A 17634-nucleotide genomic window follows, 5' to 3' on the forward strand; every position below is an offset into this window, starting at 1 on the left:
AATTGATAAGGCTTCCTGACTGTCAAAGGCGGGCATAGAAACGCGGACAAGCGCAACGGGAAGCGCGGTATCGACACACGAAAAAAGGTTTCTCCAGTGGTGCCTGGCCGTCCGACTGCTTGGGCAGCGGCGGCCTCTTTTCCGCGCACTGCCGGCTTGAGGCCGCTGGAGGCCGCCGAACCACGCACCGCCGATCGAGCGAGGCCTATGACGCATCCCGCATCTGTACCGAACCCGCCGGCCGGCATCATCGGCGCCGCCGCAACCCATGCCGACGGCACCACGAACCGCGCCGAGCCGATTCTCGCGACCGCCGGCATCAGCAAGACATTTCCTGGCGTGAAGGCGCTGCAGCGGGTCGATTTCCGCCTGTTCCCCGGCGAGATCCACACGTTGATGGGGCAGAACGGCGCGGGCAAATCCACATTGATCAACGTGCTTACCGGAGTGTTAGCGCCGGACGCCGGCACGATCAGCCTCGGTGGCCAGGTAGTGGCGTTCGCCTCGCCGCAGGAAGCTGAAGCGGCCGGCGTGCGCACGCTGTACCAGGAAGTGAATCTGTGCCCGAACCTCTCCGTTGCGGAGAACATTTTTGCGGGGCGGCAGCCACGGCGCTTCGGCGCGATCGATTGGCCCGACATCAAGCGGCGCGCGCAAGCCGCGCTGGCGCGCCTCGACGTGAGTCTTGACGTCACGCGATCGCTCGACGCCTATCCGATCGCCGTGCAGCAGATGGTGGCCATCGCGCGAGCGCTTTCGGTCGATGCGCGCGTGCTGATCCTCGACGAACCGACCTCGAGCCTCGACGACGGCGAGGTCAGTCAGCTTTTCAAAATACTTCGGCATCTTAAGCAATCGGGCATTGCAATTCTGTTCGTCACGCATTTCATCGAACAGACGTACGCCATCTCCGATCGCATCACGGTAATGCGCAACGGCGAGCGCGAAGGCGAATATCTCGCGCGCGATCTGCCGGCCGATCAACTGGTATCGAAGATGGTCGGCCACGAGCGGATGAGCGCACGTTTGCGCGAAGCCGCGCAGGAAGGGCGCGACACCGAAGAAAAACAGGCCGCGCAGACCGGCCAGCCGTTCGTCGAGTTGCGCGGCGTGGGACGGCGCGGCACGCTGCAGCCGATCGATCTCGACGTGCAGCCCGGCCAGATCCTCGGTCTCGCTGGTTTGCTCGGCTCGGGCCGCACGGAAACCGCGCGGCTGCTGTTCGGTGCGGACCGAGCCGACAGCGGCACGATCCTGGTGAAGGGGCGCCCGGTGCGGCTGCGTTCGCCGCGCGACGCGGTGCGCCACGGCATCGGCTATTGCGCGGAAGACCGCAAGAAAGAGGGCATCGTCGCGGAACTGTCGATCCGCGAAAACATTCTGCTGGCGTTGCAGGGGCGGCGCGGCTGGTGGCGCAAGATCAGCCGGCAACGCGCGCGCGAACTGGCGGATCTATGGATCGAGCGGCTCGGCATCAAGGCGTCGGATGCGGAACAGCCGATCGGTCTGCTGTCCGGCGGCAATCAGCAGAAAGCGCTGCTGGCGCGCTGGCTCGCCACCGATCCCAAACTGCTGATCCTCGACGAACCCACGCGCGGCATCGACGTTGCGGCCAAGTTCGACATCATGGATCGTCTGCTGGCGCTATGCGCGAGCGGTCTGAGCATCCTGTTCATTTCGTCGGAGATCAGCGAGGTGCTGCGCGTGAGCCATCGCGTGGTGGTGTTGCGCGACCGTCGCAAGATCGCCGAAGTGGCCGGCAAGGCGTCGAACGAAGACAATATCTATCGACTCATCGCGGGGAGCGGCGAATGAAGCTATCTAACTGGTTCGTACGCGACGGCGCCGAGCGTCCTTTGATCTGGCCGTGCGTCACGCTGGTGTTGTTGTGCGGACTGAACCTGTGGGTCAATCCGCATTTCCTGTCGCTACGCATGCTCGACGGCCATCTGTTCGGCGCGCCGATCGATGTGTTCAATCGTGCCGCGCCACTGGTGCTCGTCGCGACCGGCATGACGCTGGTGATCGCGACGCGCGGCATCGATATTTCGGTCGGCGCGGTGGTGGCGATCGCGGGCGCCGCCGCGGCCACGATACTCGCCACGCAGCCGGTGCCGACTGGCGGACTGATCGCGCAGGCACTGCTGGCGGCTTTGATCGTCGGCGTGCTGAGCGGCATGTGGAATGGCTTGCTGGTGTCGTTCGTCGGGATGCAGCCGATCATCGCCACGTTGATCCTGATGGTCGCCGGGCGCGGCATCGCGCAATTGCTGACGGCGGGGCAGATCATTCCGATCGGCGCGCCGGGCTATCTGTTTGTGGGCGGAGGTTACTGGCTCGGCGTGCCGTGTTCGGTGTGGATCGCCACGGTGTCGGTGCTGGCAACCGCCGCGCTCGTCGAAGGCACCGCGCTCGGACTGTTCATTCGCGCGATCGGCGTCAATCCGGTCGCCACGCGTCTGGTCGGCTTGCGCTCCAAGGCGCTCGTTTTCACGGTGTATGGCTTCTCGGGACTGACCGCGGCGATGGCGGGCATTCTCATCAGCTCGAACGTGCGCAGCGCCGACGGCAATAACGCCGGTCTGCTGCTCGAACTCGATGCGATCCTCGCGGTGACGCTCGGCGGCACGTCGCTGCTCGGCGGCCGCTTCAGTCTCGCGGGCACGGTGCTGGGCGCGCTCATCATTCAGACGCTCACGTACACCACCTATTCGATCGGCGTGCCGCCGGAAGCCACGCTCGTCGTCAAGGCGGCCGTCGTGCTCGCGGTGAGCGTGATCCAGTCGCCGTCGGCGCGCGCGCTCGGTATGGCGCTTGTCACGCAACGGAGAGTGGCGCGATGAGACGCATCCTCGAAGCCTGGGCTCATATTGTCGATCCGCGCACGCTGCCGATCGCCGTGACGATCCTGTTGTTCTGCGCGCTGTTCGGATTCGGCTCGGTCATGTACACCGGATTTTTCTCGTGGCAAGTGCTGCTCGATCTGCTGGTCGACAATGCGTTCCTGCTGATCGTGGCGATCGGCATGACGTTCGTGATCGTGTCCGGCGGCATTGACCTGTCGGTGGGCTCGGTCGTCGCGCTGACGACCATCGTCGAGGCGGTGCTGTCCGAACATCTGCATTGGCCGGTCTGGGTGATCCTGCCGATCGTGCTGCTGATGGGCACGGTGTTCGGCGCGGTGCAAGGCGCGTTGATTCACTTCTTCCGCTTGCAGGCCTTTATCGTCACGCTGGCCGGTATGTTCTTCGCACGCGGCTTGTGTTTTCTGATCACGACACAGTCGATCACCATCACCGATCCGACGTTCCAGAAGATATCGGCGTTTCGCCTCGACATCGGCGTCGGCTCGGTGACGGCTAATGTGCTGATCGCGTTCGTCACGCTGCTGGCCGCGATTTACGTGGCGCATTTCACGCGCTTCGGCCGCAACGTCTACGCGGTCGGCGGCAACGCGCGTTCGGCTTTGCTGATGGGCTTGCCGGTGGCGCACACGCGCATCGGCGTGTATGCGCTGAGCGGCTTCTGTTCGGCGCTAGGCGGCGCGGTCTTTACGTTCTATGTGCTGTCGGGTTACGGCTTGCAAGGGCAGGGCATGGAACTCGATGCGATCGCCGCGACCGTGATCGGCGGCACGCTGCTGACGGGCGGCGTCGGCTATGTGATCGGCTCGCTGTTCGGCGTTGGCATTCTCGGCACGATCCAGACGCTGATCACGTTCGACGGCACGCTCAGTTCGTGGTGGACCCGCATCGTGATCGGCGCCTTGCTGTGCGCGTTCTGCTTACTGCAACGGCTGATCGAGCGTCATGCGAAGTCGGTGGGCCGTCCGGGCGGCACGGGTGCGGTCGTGACCGCGGGACGCGAACGCGGGCATGCGGACGGCTCGGCGGCGTCGGATTCGCATGTGATCGGGCGCGCGCCTGAACAGGCTTGAACGCGCGCGCCGCGGCGGCTCACGCGCTGAGTTGCCGTCCTCTGGTTTCAGGCAGCGTCAACGCGGCGAGGATCACTATGCCGTACGCCGCCGCAGCGAACACGCCGATCGCGTGGCCGAGCGTCGTCGTTTGCGACACGTAGCCGATCAGGAACGGAAACGTCGCGCCGACCGCCCGCCCGAAGTTGTAGCAGAAGCCCTGACCGGAGCCGCGAATCCGCGTGGGAAACAGCTCGGTGAGGAACGCGCCCATGCCCGAGAAAATGCCGGACGCGCAGAAGCCGAGCGGGAAACCGAGCGCGAGCATCGAAAGGTTATCGAGCGGCAGTTGCGTATAGATCAGCGCAATCGCGCACGACGCCAGAGCGAACGCGATGAAGGCGCGCTTGCGGCCGATTCTGTCGCTGACATAAGCGCCGGTCAGGTAGCCGCAATACGAACCGACGATCACCACGCCCAGATAGCTGCCGGTGCCGATCACACTCAGATGCCGTTCGGTCTTCAGATACGTCGGCAGCCACGTGGTTACCGCGTAGTAGCCACCTTGCACGCCGGTTGCCAGCACGGACGCGCGCAGCGTCGTCCAGACGATCTCGCCACGGAAAATATCGAGCAGCGAAGTGCGCGTTTGCGTGGCGGCCTGCGCCGCTTTCTGCTGCCGATGCACCTCGGGCTCGTCGACGAAGCGGCGGATCCAGATCACGAACGGCGCCGGCGCAATGCCGATTGCGAACAGCACGCGCCACGCGTAATCGGCCGGGACCAGCGAGAACACGGCCATGAAGAGCAGCGTCGAGATACCCCAGCCGATTGCCCAGCCCGCCTGCACGAGTCCGACCGCCTTGCCGCGATCGCGCGCGCGGATCACTTCGCCGATCAGCACCGCGCCGGCCGTCCACTCGCCGCCGAAGCCGAGGCCCATCAGCCCGCGCGCCCACAACAGCTGCGAGAAATTCTGCGCCAGCGCGCAAGCCAGCGTGAAGACCGCGAACCAGAGAATCGTGATCTGCAAGGTCTTCACCCGGCCGATGCGATCCGACAGCACGCCGGCACCCCAGCCGCCAAGCGCTGAACTCAGCAGCGTGACGGTGCCGATCAGACCGGCGTCGCCGCGCGTGATGCCCCACGTCGCTATGAGTGTCGGTATCACGAAGCTCAGGAACTGCGTGTCCATGGCGTCGAGCACGTAGCCGATCTTGCAACTCCAGAAGGCGCGCTTCTCGCTGGCGGAGATCTGCCGATACCACGCGAACGGGCCTTGTCCTGCACCGGACTCGGCATAATGCTCGGCGTCGGCGGTCAACTGCGCTTCGGTTTCCATGCTTGTACTCCGGTCGTCGTTGGCCGTGTCTCGTCGCACGGCGGGTGAGGGCACAAAGGCTGCGGCTACAGCATCGCCAGCGTGGTGTTGGGAATATCGGTGACGAGCATGTGCCCCGGTTTGTGAGCGATCGCGAACGGCAGACGCGCGCTTTCGATGGCGGCTTGCGGTGTGACTCCGCAAGCCCAGAACACAGGCAGCTCGTCGCCGCGTACTTCGACGGCGTCGCCGAAATCGGGACGCGCCAGATCGCGAATGCCGATCAGCGACGGATCGCCGATATGAACCGGCGCGCCGTGCACGGCGGGAAAGCGGCTGGTGATCTGGATCGCGCGGATGGCGTCGGCGGCTTTCATCGGCCGCATCGACACGACGCGGTTGCCGCCGAACACGCCGGCCGCCACGTTGCGCTCGCGGGTGCGATACATCGGCACGTTGACCTGCTGTTCGATATGGCGCAGCGCGATGCCTTCACGCCGCAGCATTTCTTCGAAAGAAAACGAGCAGCCGATCGCAAACACCACCAGGTCGTCGCGCCACAATTCGTCGAGACTGCGCACTTCCTCGGCGCGCTCGCCATGCCGGTACACATAAAACGCGGGCACATCGTTGCGGATGTCGAGATCGGCGCCTAGAGCAGGCACGCGCCAGTCGCCTGGTTCACCGATGCCCAGCAGCGGACACGCCTTCGGATTCAGCGTACAGAAGCGCAGGAAATCGTCGGCGTGCTGTTTGGGCAGGATGGCGAGATTGGCTTGCGCATAGTCGCCGCAATAACCCGCGGTGGGGCCGGACAGGCGACGGCTGCGTATCTGCTGACGAAACTCGGACGGCGTGTAGGACATGGACTGCTCGACTCCCTGGTAGATCGTGCGGCTGAAAAGCTGTCGCGGATGCAACCCAGATTAGTAACGTCAAAAATATCCATCCAGCGAGTTTTTATTGGGTTTCGTTAACTTAAACTTAACAGCGCCGTAGCCCGTTCACGGCGATGATCGCGTGCAACCCGCCGCTGTTAAGAGAGCTCCGCCATGAATACCCGCTTTGTCGAAACGTTTCTGACGCTCGCCCGTCTGGGCAGTTTTCGCGCGACGGCCGCCGCCATGCATGCGACGCCCGCAGCGATTTCGCTGCGCATCAAAACGCTCGAAGCGGAGTTGGGCGTCGAGTTGATCGAGCGCGATGCGGCCGAATTTCAGCTCACAGCGAATGGCGAGCGGCTGCTCGCGCATGCGCGCTCGGTGGTGCAGGCCACGCGCTCACTGCAACTGGCCGCGCAGGACGAGACACAAGTGGCGACGCGTTTGCGCCTCGGCGTGATCGAGACGGTGGTGCATAGCTGGCTGCCGGACTACATCCGCCTGCTGAACCTCGAGTACAACCGTATCGTCGTGGATCTCACGGTCGATTCGAGCGCGATACTCGGGCCGCGCTTGCGCGCGGGCGAACTGGATCTGGTGATTCAAGTGGAAGAAACCGCGGAGCCTGAAGCGTCGATCGTGTCGACCTTATTGGCGAGCTACCCCGTGCGCTGGATCGCGCGCAGCGATCTGATTCCGGCCAGCCGCGCGAAACACGTGCAGACCGTGTTGAGCAAGCCCGTGCTGACGTTCGGCCGTGGCACCGCGCCGCAAGTCGCCGTCGAGGCGATCGTGCAGGCGCTCGCTAAACGCGCGGGCGTGCCGCTCGCGCAGACTCAGGTGACCTGCATGCCATCGGTTGCGGTGATCGTGAAACTGCTGCGCGACGGCTATGGGATTGCCGCGGTGCCCGCGCTATTTGTCGAGCCTTATCTGAGCAGCGGCGAACTGGGGCAGTTGCAGGTGCATCCGTTGCCGCCGCCGATCGACGTCGCGATGTATTACCGCGACGACGCCGATGTCGGTGTGCTCGCGGCATCACGTGTCGCGCGAAACGCGCTCGATCAATATGCGAAGGCGATGGGGCGGCAGTTGATCGAGAAACGCTGAGGCAAGCGTGAGGAACATGCCGCCCATCATTCAATGCGCGTCGAGACGCCGTCGTGCGGTGGCCACGAGTCGATCGAACGAGAAAGTGCTGGCGGCGAGCGCGGCGGTTTCCGGCAAGTATTCGCGCGCGATATCGGTCAAGACCTGGCCCGGCGGCGCTTCGATCAGCACATGTGCGCCCATTTCCTGCATCACCGTGAGCGCGTCGAACCAGCGCACGGTGTAACGCATATTGGTGGCGAGGTCGTCGCGGATCGCGTCCGCCGTATACAACGGACGGCCGCCGCGATTGCCGACATAGATACTTTGCGGCGTGTGAAACGGCACGTCCTTCGCGTAGGCGATCAGTTCGTCCGTGGCTTGCGCGAGTAATTCGCAATGCGACGGCACGCTCACCGCGAGGCGAGTGGCCTTGCGCGCGCCCGCAGCCAGTGCGCGTTTGATGAAGGCGTCCAGTGCATCATTTGCGCTCGCTATGACGATCTGGCGCGGCGCGTTGACATTGCCGATATAGACGTGTTGCTGGACTTCATCGGCGTGGCGCGCAGCGAGCGTTTCCACTTGGTACTCAGTCAAGCCCGCTATCGCGGCAAGCCCATAACCGGATGGGTATGCTGTCTCCATCAGCTCGGCCCGGCGGCGAACCATTTTCAACGCGTCTTCGAAGTGAATCGCGCCGCAACTCACTGCCGCCGGATACGCGCCGACCGACAAGCCCGCGCTGATCTCCGGCACGAAACGTTCGGCAGCCAGCGCGCGTGTAAGCGCCACGCCCGCGACCGTCAGGCCGATCTGCACGGCGACGGTCGAGCGCAAGGCGTCCGGCGTGTCCAGTGTGAGCACATCGACGCCGAGCACGTGTGACGCTTCGTCGAGCGTGTCGCGGACCGCATGATGCTCCGGCAAACGATGCAGGAAGCCATCGCTCTGCGCGCCTTGCCCGGGGAAAAGCAGCGCGAGCATCAGGCGTCGTCGCCATGAGACGCGGAGCCCCACGGATCGGCGATCAGTTGCGGGCCGCGCGCGTGGCGTGCCAGCACACGTGGTTTGCCCGCGGCCCATTCGGCCAGCGCCACACCGCCGGCGGGTGTATCGAGTTGCGCGTCCACGCGAACGCCGATGCGTTGCGCGAGCCCTTGCAGATAGTGCAGCAATTCGCCCGCCATGTCTGACGTGAGCGGTTTGTCGCGCGTTCGGATGAGCAGATCGAGATCGCTTGATGCCGTCACCGTCGGCACGTGTGTGGCCAGTTCGAACCCGGCGCTGCCGGTCGGTCCCCAGGCGAATGCATTCAGCGGACCCGTCGCGTCGTTTTGCAATGCGGCGAGTGCGGCGAAGGCGGGCAATGCATCACGGCCGGCGAGCGGTGGGCGTGAAAGAGCTTCCGGCGACACGGTGCTCACTACATCCGCCGACGATGCCCACGTGCCGTACCGTTCCGACCGCCCAACACCGCGCATCCCGATCGCGACGAATCCCTCGGCCGCCAGCGCGCGTCGTACGACCGCATACGGCGCGCGCCCGAAAGCCTCGCGCACCCACGACGGTTCATCGTCAAACGCTTCCAGACGTTGCAGACGCAGCAAGTCGTGCGGCCGCCATCGCACATCGCACGAGAGCGCGTGGTCGATTGCAAACGGCGCTGCGGCACAGACTTGCATTACACCGCGTCCCACTGTTCGGCGAGACGCCGGCGCACTTCGATCGACGCCGCGCGATTCTTCCGCGCCGCCTCGGATTCCAGCCGATGCGCGAGATTGCGGCGGCCATCGTCGCGCACGCTCCGGATCTGCTCGGTCAACACCTGGCGCACGCGCTCGATCTGCGCGGCGTCCGGCGCATCGGCATCGACGCCGTCGATCAACTGATCGAGCAAGCCGAGCCTGGCGAACGACGCCATCGAGTACGACATCGGCACGATGGTTTCGCCGAGCGCGTCGAGTTCTTCGACCGTGCGGCGCGTGACGCGCGCGGCGGCTTCCTTGCCCATCGCATGAACCATGGTGCCGGGCGCGTCGAGCGCGACGATGCGGTTGCCTTGATAGCCGTGCGCGAGGAACGCGCCCGACATGGCCGGTCCGACGATCAGCGCGATCACCGGATGACCGGCATCGCGCGCGGCGGCGTACGCGTCCACCGCCGCGGCGCACGCCAGGTGAATGCCGAGCATCTCCTCGCGATAGCCGTACGCCTGGCTTTTCACGTCGACGATCGCGACGATCGGGCGGCGCGTGCCGCTCGCTTCGTCCCGCGCAATGGCGTCGCGCACGGCGCGCGCGAGCCGCCAGCCCTGTTCGAGGCCGACCACGTTGTCGGTGGCGCGCGGAAAGCGGTTGGCCGGGTCCGGCACGACTGAGAAGAAGTGCGCGGTCTCTGCGCCGAGCGGCGCGTCGCCGCTCAACACAGGCGCCTGGCTGGCCGATTCGCCGGCCAGTGCCTGGAACCAGCGCGCGCCGCGGCTGAGTTTTGCGTCGCTCATGCTTGCTCCTTGCGCGAATCGCTTTGCGTTTGACGGTTGAACACGTCACGCATGGTTTCGGGCGTGACGCTGGCGGGATCGATCCGTGCGAGCCGGTCGAGGAACATGTCGACCTGTTCGCTGCGATGCGCGGCGGGCACGCCTTGCTCGAAGGCGGAACGCACGGCGGTGCGCACCGCGTCGGAATCGTCGTCGACCAGTTGATCGGCGAGCGCCGTCGCCGTGCGCTGTTCGCCGCCGATCAGTTGCCATACGCGGCGGCGATCGCTGGCGTCGAGTTCGTCGATGCCGGCTTCCTGTTCGATCACTTCGGGCCCATTCATGCCGAGCCGCCCTTGCTTCGTGACGACCAGGTACGAGCACAAGGCAGCCGCCAGCGACATGCCGCCGAAGCAGCCCACCATGCCCGCGATCACGCCGACCACCGGCACATGCCGCCGCAGTGCGACGATCGCCGCCTGAATCTCCGCGATCACCGCGAGGCCGAGGTTGGCTTCCTGAAGCCGCACGCCGCCGGTTTCGAACAGCACGACCGGCCGCACGGTCTTGCCGCGTTCGCAGTCGCGCAAGGCCAGCTCGAGCGCCGCGGCGATCTTGCTGCCCGACACTTCGCCGATGCTGCCGCCCTGGAACGCGGATTCGATCGCGGCGACCACGGCGGGCTCGCCGCCGATGGTGCCGCGCGCGATCACGCAGCCGTCATCCGCCTGGCAGACGACGCTCTGCAACGGCAGCCACGGCGATTCGATCTTGTCGAACGGGCCGAGCAGTTCGCGGAAGGTCCCCGCGTCCAGCAGCGAGCGGGCGCGCTCACGCGCCGGCAGTTCGATGAAACTCTCGCGCAGCATCGGCGCGGGATGAGCGGTCGCAACCGTAGTCATGCGTCGTCTCCCCGTTCGGCGGCTTCGGCGGCTTCGACCGCTTCCGCGAGGCGCAACGCGACCACGCCGGGCGTGGCCCCGAAGTCGTTGATTTCGATTTGCGCGGCGCCGTCATAGCGCGTGAAGAAGCGATCGAACACGCTCTTCCAGATGTGGCTGTAACCATCGACGCTGGTGCGCACGACCACGTGTGCGCTCAGCGCGCCAGCCTGGTCGGCGGGCGAGAGCAGCACTTCCAAATCGCCCGAGCCCACCACGCCGACGTGCGCGCGGGTCGTGACGGCGCGTTGCGCCGGATAGTCGAAGGTCAGATGTTCCATGAGTCGGGGCTCCTGTCGGCGTCGTGATGCGCCAGCATGTCGAGAAAGAGGGTGGCGGCGAGCAGATCGGCTGCGCCGCCGGGCGATGCGTTGAGCGTCAGCAAGTCGTGTTCGAGCGCGGCGAGCGCGGCGCTGCCTGCGGGCGTCGAACTGCCGCCCGCGTCCAGCACGCGTTGCGCGCCGTGTTGTCCGGCATGCAAACCGGGCAAGCCCGCGCGATGCAGCAGGCAGGTGTCGTCGAGCGTGGCCATGATCGAGAGCAGGGTGTCGACGCGCGCGGCGTTTTCGTCGATGCCTCGCCGACGCGCCGCGAGCAGCGCGGGCAGGCCTACGTCGATCACATGCGGGAAGCCGTCTTGCGCTTCACGGCGTGCGCCACCGACCTGGTAGCGCTGACGCGCGCGTTCGCCGTGGCTATCGGAAGGCGCGGCGAAGCGATCCGGGAAGCAGGCGATCTGCGCGGCATGCGTGCAGATCTGCGATGGGTTCGCGCGCCTGGTGCCGGTGGGCAGCGACGCCCCCGCGACCAGCAGGCCGACGATCCAGATCGCGCCGCGATGCGCATTGCTGCCGCCCGTGGCGTGCAGCATGTCGAGCTCGCCGGCGCGGCCGATCTGCGCGAGTTCGGCACGCAGCAACGCGGACGGCTCCCCGCGGCGACGCGCCGCGCGGGCGAGCGCGGCGAAAGTCGGCTCGAGCGCGCGCGCCGAGCGCAGCATGGTGTCGAGATCGAGGTCGCGATGCGCGCCGCTGCCGCGCCGGTCGACCAGCGCGGGCTTGGGCGTGAGATGGGCTTCGTCGATCAGCGCGGTGATGGCGTAATGGGCGAGTTGCGCGTCGGAAAGCGTAGGTACAGCGTTAGCGCAGCGCGCCTGCGCTTCTTCTCGCGCGAGCCAAGCAACGGACGCCATGCTCACCAACTCCTGAAGCGTGCCGGCGGTTCGTACAGGCCGCCCGACCACGTCACCAGATCGTCGATGCTGCGTGCCGCCAGCAGCGAGCGCTTGGCCTCGCCGCGCCGGATGCCCAGATCCTCGGGATATGCGACGATGCCGCGCCGGCGCAACTCCGCCGTTTTTTCCGGCTTCGCACGCAGACCGATCGGCGTCACGCCGGCCACGGCGGCGATCGCCGCGCGCCGTTCGTCGATGCCCTCGGCTTTGTGCAGATGCGCGATGCCTTCCTCGGTGACCACATGGCTGACGTCGTCGCCGTAGATCATCACGGGCGCAATCGGCATGCCGCTTTTCGCGCCGACCGCGACGGCGTCGAGTTCATCGACGAAGGTCGGCTCGCCGCCTTTCTTGTAGGTCTCGGCCATCTGCACGACCAGCTTGTGGCCACGCGACACCGGGCCCTCGTCGCGCAGCAGCTTGAGCCACGCTTCGCTCGAATGACGCCGGCCGCGCGGATCGTGGCCCATGTTCGGCGCACCGCCGAAGCCGGCGAGACGCCCGCGCGTGACCGTCGACGAATTCGCGTCGGCATCGATCTGCAAAGTCGAGCCGATGAACAGATCGACGCCGTATTGCCCGGCCAGCTGGCACAGCACGCGGTTCGAGCGCAGGCTGCCGTCGTTGCCGGTGAAGAACACGTCCGGACGCGCCTCGATATACGCCTCCATGCCGACTTCGCTGCCGAAACAATGGATGCTGTCGACCCAGCCCGATTCGATCGCGGGAATCATGGTGGGATGCGGATTGAGCGTCCAGTTGCGGCAGATCTTGCCCTTCAGGCCGAGCGATTCGCCGTAGGTGGGCAGCAGCAATTCGATCGCGGCCGTATCGAAGCCAATGCCGTGATTCAGCGATGTCACGCCATAGGGCTCGTAGATGCCGCGAATCACCATCATCGCGGTCAACACCTGCAGGTCGCCGATGTGGCGTGGATCGCGCGTGAACAGCGGCTCGACGGCGAACGGCCGGTCCGCCTGCACGACCACGTCGACCCATGAACCCGGAATATCGACACGCGGCAGTTCGTCGACGATCTCGTTGACCTGCACGATCACGATGCCATGACGAAAGGCGGCGGCCTCGGCGATGGTGGGCGTGTCTTCGGTATTCGCGCCGGTGTACAGATTGCCGTGACGGTCGGCCTTTTCCGCGCACAGCAGCGCGACGTGCGGCGTCAGATCCACGAACATGCGCGCGTACAACTCGACGTACGTATAGATCGCACCGATTTCCAGCTGGCCGTCTTCGAGCAGTTGCGCGACCCGCAGACTCTGCGGGCCGGCAAACGAAAAGTCGACCTTATGCGCGATGCCGCGCTCGAACAGCGTCAGATGCTCGGGCCGGCCGATGCTCGAAATCAGCAGATGCACGTCGTGAATCTTTTGTGGATCGACGTTGGCGAACGAGCGGGAGAGGAAATCGGCCTGCTTCTGGTTGTCGCCTTCGAGAGCGACGCGATCGCCCGGCTGAATCAGCGTTTCGAGCGCGTCGACAATGCGCTCCGGCGGCAGCACGCCGTCTTTGAGCCACGGGGCAATGGCGGCGAGGCGGCGGTTCTTTTCGTCGCGGCGCGTGGTCCACGAACGGGCGGCGGTGGGTGTCGATACTGCGGACGCAGCGGCTGCGGCGGGTCGGTTCATCGGCTTAGTCAGGTCCCGGTGGTGGCGCGCGGGCGTCTGCCGCGCGGCTTGGGTTGATTCGCAAGCGCGGCTTCGGCCTGCGCGCGTTCGGTGAGGAAACGATAAAGCAGTTCGCCCGTGCCCAGCAGATGCGCGACGACCAGTTTCTGTGCGGCGGGAATGTCGTGGCGTTTTACGGCGTCGAGCAGCGCGGCGTGTTCATTGTCGGACTCGCCCTTGTACGACGGCAAGCCGAATTTCAGGCGCAGATATCTTTCCCCGCGCCGGTGCAGCGTGCCGATCATGTCCTCGAGTTGCGGACGGCGCGCGGGCGCGTACAGGCTCATGTGAAACGCGACATTGCGCTCGACATACAGCGACGGGTTCGACTCGCGTTCGGCGGCGCGGCACAGGCTGGCGGACTCGCGCAACGTGGCGGCCGTGTGCCTGGGTATGGCCAGGCCAATGGCGAGACTCTCCAGCGCGGAACGGATCTCGTAGATTTCGCGCGCTTCTTCCGCCGACAAGGGCGCGACGGTCGCGCCCTTATGCACGGCGGCTTTGGCCCAGCCTTCGCTCTCCAACTGCCGCAGCGCTTCGCGCACGGGAATTGCGCTGACTGAGAAATGCCGCGCGATCGCGTCCTGCCGCAGCGGCGCGCCGGGCGCCAGCGTGCCGTCGACAATCGCCGCCCGAAGCGCCTCCGCGATCACGCGGGACGTGCTTTCACGCGGCGCCGCCGCAGGTAAAAGCGGGGTGCGCGCCGGGGCGTCCAGGGGAAAACCATCTATTGCGTCGCTCATGATATCAAATATTATATATGAAAAGACGCGAATTAAACGCGGACAAACCCGGAAAAAATACTCCCGTTCTGTCCGCGAAGCCCCCTGACCGGTGGTGCAAGGACACTCCGGTTCATCACTAACGCGCATCTCGTCGTTCCTGTTACGTACGCCAACTGTTGGACCGGAGGAGCATGATGAATTCACTCACCGACCGCACGTCGGTCACGCGGCGCCGCACGCCGCTCAATCGTTCGCAGATCGCAGGTTTTTGGGGAGCGTGGGCCGGCTGGACGCTCGACGGGATGGACTCGTTCATCTACGCGCTCGTGTTGACGCCGGCCCTGACCGAACTGCTGCCGCGCTCGGGTTATGCGGCGACGCCGGCGAACGTCGGTCTGGCCGGCTCCATCCTGTTTGCGCTGTTCCTGGTCGGGTGGGGGCTGTCGTTCATCTGGGGGCCGCTCGCCGACCGCTACGGCCGCACCAAGGTATTGGCCGGCACAATTTTTACGTTCGCCATTTTCACGGGACTGGCGGCGACCTCGCATAACGTGTGGGAACTCGGCATCTATCGCTTCATTGCGGGCGTCGGCATTGGCGGCGAGTGGGCGCTGGCCGGGACGTATGTGGCCGAAGCGTGGCCGGAGGATCGCCGCAAGATGGGAGCCGGTTATCTGCAAACGGGCTACTACGCCGGGTTCTTCCTCGCCGCGGCGCTGAATTACACGGTCGGCGTGCATTACGGCTGGCGCGCGATGTTCCTGACCGGCGCAGTGCCGGTGGTGGTCGCGATTCTGATCCTGCTGCGGGTGAAGGAGTCGGAGAAATGGGAGAAGGCCGAGGCGCGCACCGTGCGCACCAAGCCGCTGCGCGAGATCATGGGACCGGCTTATCGACGCCGCACCTGGGTAGCGTGCATTCTGCTGACCATCGCCATCATCGGGCTGTGGGCGGGCGCGGTGTACGAGCCGTCCGCCGTGATCCAACTGGCGACCAAGGCCGGCATGGCGAAGACCGATGCGATCAAAACCGCTTCGCTGGCCACGGGGTTGTTGTCGATCGCGACGATCCTCGGCTGTCTCGCGTTACCGCCGCTTGCCGAGCGCATCGGCCGCAAGAAGACGCTGGCGATTTACTTTTTCGGCATGGCCGTGGCGATCGTCGGCAGTTTCGGCTGGGCGTTTTACTTGCCCAATGGGCTTGCGCCGTTTATTGCGTGGCTGTTCGTGCTGGGTTTCTTCGGCGGCAATTTCGCGCTGTTCAGCTTGTGGCTGCCGGAGCAGTTCGAAACCCGCGTGCGGGCGACGGCGTTCGCGTTCTGCACGTCGATCGGGCGGTTCGTCGGCGCGGGCGTCAACTTTCTGCTCGGCGCGGCGGTGCTCCATATGCATACGCTCGGGGTGCCGGTGGCGTTGACGGCGATCGCGTTTATCGTCGGGCTGTTCGTGATTCCGTTTGCGCCGGAGACCAAGGGCGAGGTGTTGCCGCAGTGAGGTTGGCCGTTTGGCTGAGTGGCGGGTGGGGTGACGAACGGGCATCCTCTTCATCCGTTAGACGACGTATTTTTCCGCCGTTGCGAGTTTGCTGATTTGTACAGAACTCCGTACAATGATTGCCGATGGCTTCGAGGCGTTTCCGCTCCGTGCCATCGGCTCACCCCGCGGTCCCGCAGTGCGGCCATCCGTTCGGCGGTGGAATCGTCCCTAACTTTTGACAGGAGCGACTGGAGGGCAACCTCTCGGGTCGAGAAACGAATGAACGTCCTTACTTACAGCGAGGCGCGTGCCGGCTTTAAGCAAGCGATGGACGACGTCTGCCGCGATCACACACCCATGCTGATCACGAGGCAGACCGGCGAAAACGTGGTCATGGTTTCACTCGAGGATTTCAATGCGATGCAGGAGACCCTGTATCTGTTGAGTTCGTCGAAGAATGCCCAGCGGCTCGCCAGGTCTATCGCCCAGTTGAATGCCGGCAGTGCGACTGCTCGCGAACTGCTGAACGATGAACAAACAGAAAAGCCGCAACGAGGAGGCCGCAAAGGCTGACAGCATTTTTATGTTCACCGACGACGCGTGGGACGACTACCTGTATTGGCAGGAGACCGACCGACAGGTCTTGCGCAAGATCAATACGCTGCTGGAGGAATGCCGGCGCGATCCTTATCGTGGCACGGGGAAACCGGAGGCGCTGCTTGGAAGTTTGAGCGGATTGTGGTCGCGCCGTATCACACTTGCCGACCGCCTCGTCTACTTGCCGCGAGAGGGAAAGATCTACGTGATTGCCTGTCGCTTCCACTACGACCGCTAAGAGAAACCGGGCGCATGTGCCCGGTTTTGTTCAACGTTTCGACTGACGGCCGGATGCGCCGGACTCTCAATCCACCTGCCGCCGCACCCGTCCGCCGGGCCGCAACAACGAAAGCAGCGGCCACCCCAGATTCACTCCAAGACTCGCCACCACGATCAGCACCATTGCCCGCCAGTTGCGGCATCGACAGCGCGCGTCCATACACGAGCGCATCGACCACGATCGCCGTCAGCGGATATACGAACAGCAACACGGCGATGATCGGCGTGCTCAGCTTGGGCAGCGCGCCGTAAATCAACACATACGAGAGCCCCGTATGCAGTACGCCCATGCCGACCAGCCAGAACCACTGCATCGGCCCGATATGCACGGCGGTCAGCGGCGCGACGAACGGCAGGCACACCACGCCGACCGCGCACTGCGCGAGGGTCAGCAGATGCGGCCGCAGATTACCGAGCCCTTTGGCGATCAACGTGACGCTCGCATACAGCACCGACCCCACCAACGCTTCGCCGATGCCGATCAGATAGCTCGTATGACCCTGCAGATTCTCCGTGGCCGCGACGCCCGACGCGAGCACGAGCCCGACGAAAGCGGTCGCAATCCAGCCGAGCCGGTCCACGCCGAGCCGCTCGTTGAACAACGCCGCGCCAATCAGCACGACCCAGAACGGCTGCACATGAAACACCACGGTGGCCACCGCGATGCTGGTGCGATGAATCGCATCGAAGAAACCGACCCACTGCGTGACCATCAGCACGCCCGTGATCAGCGCCAGCGTGACGGTGCGCCGCGTGAAATGCGCGCGCGTGAAGAAGCCTTTCCACGCGCAATACGCGGCGAGCGAGAGAAAGCCGAACAGGCAGCGAAAGAAGACGAGCGTCAGCGCGCCGAGCCGCGCTTCCTCGACGAAGATCCCGATCGTGCCCATCAGAAGCCCGCCGCTGGCCAGCGTGATAGCGCCTTGTTGACGTTGGGTGAGGGACATGCGCAACGGCTCCGCGAATTGATGCGATGAGGTGGTGTCCAGAGTATTGCGCGGCTTGCACGGCACCG

17 protein-coding genes and 1 pseudogene are annotated in these 17634 nt (G+C 65.2%); 7 read left to right on the forward strand and 11 right to left on the reverse strand.

Going from position 1 to position 17634, the window contains the following annotated elements; all coding sequences use genetic code 11:
* The first annotated feature begins 207 nt into the window (after positions 1-207).
* From B0G71_RS21715 to yjfF, 3 genes are read left to right on the forward strand one after another with little or no spacing between them, the layout of a single operon-like run.
* Entirely contained in the window at positions 208-1815 is a 1608-nt protein-coding gene (locus B0G71_RS21715) for a sugar ABC transporter ATP-binding protein (RefSeq protein ID WP_116144028.1), read from the forward strand.
* Positions 1812-2843 carry an ABC transporter permease gene (locus B0G71_RS21720; protein ID WP_116144030.1) on the forward strand — a complete coding sequence of 344 codons (1032 nt, stop codon included), beginning with the start codon at positions 1812-1814 and terminating at the stop codon, positions 2841-2843. The genes B0G71_RS21715 and B0G71_RS21720 overlap by 4 nt, the downstream gene beginning before the upstream one ends.
* A complete protein-coding gene (gene yjfF / locus B0G71_RS21725) occupies positions 2840-3937 on the forward strand; it encodes a galactofuranose ABC transporter, permease protein YjfF (RefSeq protein ID WP_116144032.1) in 1098 nt (365 codons plus the stop codon). Before B0G71_RS21720 ends, yjfF begins: the two co-directional genes overlap by 4 nt.
* Positions 3938-3956: 19 nt before the next feature.
* On the opposite strand, the gene B0G71_RS21730 is transcribed toward yjfF, so the two are convergent.
* Both B0G71_RS21730 and B0G71_RS21735 read right to left on the reverse strand, forming a co-directional pair.
* Complete coding sequence (locus B0G71_RS21730; RefSeq protein ID WP_116144034.1) at positions 3957-5258, reverse strand: MFS transporter; 1302 nt, start codon at positions 5256-5258, stop codon at positions 3957-3959.
* Between the two features lie 65 nt (positions 5259-5323).
* Positions 5324-6103 carry a putative hydro-lyase gene (locus tag B0G71_RS21735; protein WP_116144036.1) on the reverse strand — a complete coding sequence of 260 codons (780 nt, stop codon included), beginning with the start codon at positions 6101-6103 and terminating at the stop codon, positions 5324-5326.
* A gap of 186 nt (positions 6104-6289) precedes the next feature.
* Here B0G71_RS21735 and B0G71_RS21740 point away from each other — a divergent pair, with 186 nt between their 5' ends.
* Entirely contained in the window at positions 6290-7228 is a 939-nt protein-coding gene (locus B0G71_RS21740) for a LysR family transcriptional regulator (protein WP_116144038.1), read from the forward strand.
* Positions 7229-7258: 30 nt separating this feature from the next.
* Here B0G71_RS21740 and mdcH read toward each other — a convergent pair whose 3' ends face one another.
* Genes mdcH through B0G71_RS21780 form a run of 8 tightly spaced genes read right to left on the reverse strand, consistent with a single transcriptional unit; the run spans position 7259 to position 14286 of the window.
* A complete protein-coding gene (gene mdcH, locus B0G71_RS21745) occupies positions 7259-8191 on the reverse strand; it encodes a malonate decarboxylase subunit epsilon (RefSeq protein ID WP_116144040.1) in 933 nt (310 codons plus the stop codon).
* On the reverse strand, positions 8191-8889 hold the full coding sequence (locus tag B0G71_RS21750; RefSeq protein WP_116144042.1) for a malonate decarboxylase holo-ACP synthase: 699 nt from the start codon (positions 8887-8889) through the stop codon (positions 8191-8193). The genes mdcH and B0G71_RS21750 overlap by 1 nt, the downstream gene beginning before the upstream one ends.
* Positions 8889-9707: a biotin-independent malonate decarboxylase subunit gamma gene (gene mdcE / locus B0G71_RS21755; RefSeq protein WP_116144044.1), complete on the reverse strand. Its 819-nt coding sequence runs from the start codon at positions 9705-9707 to the stop codon at positions 8889-8891. Before mdcE ends, B0G71_RS21750 begins: the two co-directional genes overlap by 1 nt.
* Positions 9704-10588 carry a biotin-independent malonate decarboxylase subunit beta gene (locus tag B0G71_RS21760; protein WP_116144046.1) on the reverse strand — a complete coding sequence of 295 codons (885 nt, stop codon included), beginning with the start codon at positions 10586-10588 and terminating at the stop codon, positions 9704-9706. The genes mdcE and B0G71_RS21760 overlap by 4 nt, the downstream gene beginning before the upstream one ends.
* The gene (locus tag B0G71_RS21765) at positions 10585-10908 is read right to left on the reverse strand and encodes a malonate decarboxylase subunit delta (RefSeq protein WP_116144048.1); all 324 of its coding nucleotides are present in this window, start codon (positions 10906-10908) and stop codon (positions 10585-10587) included. Before B0G71_RS21765 ends, B0G71_RS21760 begins: the two co-directional genes overlap by 4 nt.
* Entirely contained in the window at positions 10896-11819 is a 924-nt protein-coding gene (locus tag B0G71_RS21770; protein ID WP_116144050.1) for a triphosphoribosyl-dephospho-CoA synthase, read from the reverse strand. The genes B0G71_RS21765 and B0G71_RS21770 overlap by 13 nt, the downstream gene beginning before the upstream one ends.
* Positions 11820-11821: 2 nt before the next feature.
* Positions 11822-13504 (reverse strand): malonate decarboxylase subunit alpha, encoded by a 1683-nt coding sequence (gene mdcA, locus B0G71_RS21775; RefSeq protein WP_116144052.1) that lies wholly within the window; start codon positions 13502-13504, stop codon positions 11822-11824.
* A gap of 8 nt (positions 13505-13512) precedes the next feature.
* Positions 13513-14286 (reverse strand): GntR family transcriptional regulator, encoded by a 774-nt coding sequence (locus tag B0G71_RS21780; RefSeq protein ID WP_116144055.1) that lies wholly within the window; start codon positions 14284-14286, stop codon positions 13513-13515.
* A gap of 176 nt (positions 14287-14462) precedes the next feature.
* Between B0G71_RS21780 and B0G71_RS21785 the strand changes: the two genes are divergently transcribed.
* The 3 genes from B0G71_RS21785 (at position 14463) to B0G71_RS21795 (ending at position 16578) form a co-directional block, all read left to right on the forward strand.
* On the forward strand, positions 14463-15761 hold the full coding sequence (locus tag B0G71_RS21785) for an MFS transporter (protein ID WP_181916924.1): 1299 nt from the start codon (positions 14463-14465) through the stop codon (positions 15759-15761).
* 261 nt (positions 15762-16022) lie between these two features.
* Complete coding sequence (locus B0G71_RS21790) at positions 16023-16316, forward strand: type II toxin-antitoxin system Phd/YefM family antitoxin (protein ID WP_106280509.1); 294 nt, start codon at positions 16023-16025, stop codon at positions 16314-16316.
* A gap of 10 nt (positions 16317-16326) precedes the next feature.
* Positions 16327-16578: a Txe/YoeB family addiction module toxin gene (locus B0G71_RS21795; RefSeq protein WP_116121265.1), complete on the forward strand. Its 252-nt coding sequence runs from the start codon at positions 16327-16329 to the stop codon at positions 16576-16578.
* A gap of 66 nt (positions 16579-16644) precedes the next feature.
* Here B0G71_RS21795 and B0G71_RS21800 read toward each other — a convergent pair.
* Positions 16645-17566 (reverse strand): annotated as a pseudogene (locus tag B0G71_RS21800) (DMT family transporter).
* Positions 17567-17634: the final 68 nt, after the last annotated feature.

Source organism: Paraburkholderia sp. BL27I4N3 (genome assembly GCF_003386115.1).
Classification (GTDB): domain Bacteria; phylum Pseudomonadota; class Gammaproteobacteria; order Burkholderiales; family Burkholderiaceae; genus Paraburkholderia.

Bases quoted from the DNA above. Each gene is read 5' to 3' on its own strand.
- B0G71_RS21760 (WP_116144046.1), bottom strand. From the start codon at position 10,588: ATGACTACGGTTGCGACCGCTCATCCCGCGCCGATGCTGCGCGAGAGT.
- B0G71_RS21730 (WP_116144034.1), bottom strand. From the start codon at position 5,258: ATGGAAACCGAAGCGCAGTTGACCGCCGACGCCGAGCATTATGCCGAG.
- B0G71_RS21790 (WP_106280509.1), top strand. From the start codon at position 16,023: ATGAACGTCCTTACTTACAGCGAGGCGCGTGCCGGCTTTAAGCAAGCG.
- B0G71_RS21720 (WP_116144030.1), top strand. From the start codon at position 1,812: ATGAAGCTATCTAACTGGTTCGTACGCGACGGCGCCGAGCGTCCTTTG.
- yjfF (WP_116144032.1), top strand. From the start codon at position 2,840: ATGAGACGCATCCTCGAAGCCTGGGCTCATATTGTCGATCCGCGCACG.
- B0G71_RS21740 (WP_116144038.1), top strand. From the start codon at position 6,290: ATGAATACCCGCTTTGTCGAAACGTTTCTGACGCTCGCCCGTCTGGGC.
- mdcH (WP_116144040.1), bottom strand. From the start codon at position 8,191: ATGCTCGCGCTGCTTTTCCCCGGGCAAGGCGCGCAGAGCGATGGCTTC.
- mdcE (WP_116144044.1), bottom strand. From the start codon at position 9,707: ATGAGCGACGCAAAACTCAGCCGCGGCGCGCGCTGGTTCCAGGCACTG.
- mdcA (WP_116144052.1), bottom strand. From the start codon at position 13,504: ATGAACCGACCCGCCGCAGCCGCTGCGTCCGCAGTATCGACACCCACC.
- B0G71_RS21770 (WP_116144050.1), bottom strand. From the start codon at position 11,819: ATGGCGTCCGTTGCTTGGCTCGCGCGAGAAGAAGCGCAGGCGCGCTGC.
- B0G71_RS21735 (WP_116144036.1), bottom strand. From the start codon at position 6,103: ATGTCCTACACGCCGTCCGAGTTTCGTCAGCAGATACGCAGCCGTCGC.
- B0G71_RS21715 (WP_116144028.1), top strand. From the start codon at position 208: ATGACGCATCCCGCATCTGTACCGAACCCGCCGGCCGGCATCATCGGC.
- B0G71_RS21750 (WP_116144042.1), bottom strand. From the start codon at position 8,889: ATGCAAGTCTGTGCCGCAGCGCCGTTTGCAATCGACCACGCGCTCTCG.
- B0G71_RS21780 (WP_116144055.1), bottom strand. From the start codon at position 14,286: ATGAGCGACGCAATAGATGGTTTTCCCCTGGACGCCCCGGCGCGCACC.
- B0G71_RS21765 (WP_116144048.1), bottom strand. From the start codon at position 10,908: ATGGAACATCTGACCTTCGACTATCCGGCGCAACGCGCCGTCACGACC.
- B0G71_RS21785 (WP_181916924.1), top strand. From the start codon at position 14,463: ATGAATTCACTCACCGACCGCACGTCGGTCACGCGGCGCCGCACGCCG.
- B0G71_RS21795 (WP_116121265.1), top strand. From the start codon at position 16,327: ATGTTCACCGACGACGCGTGGGACGACTACCTGTATTGGCAGGAGACC.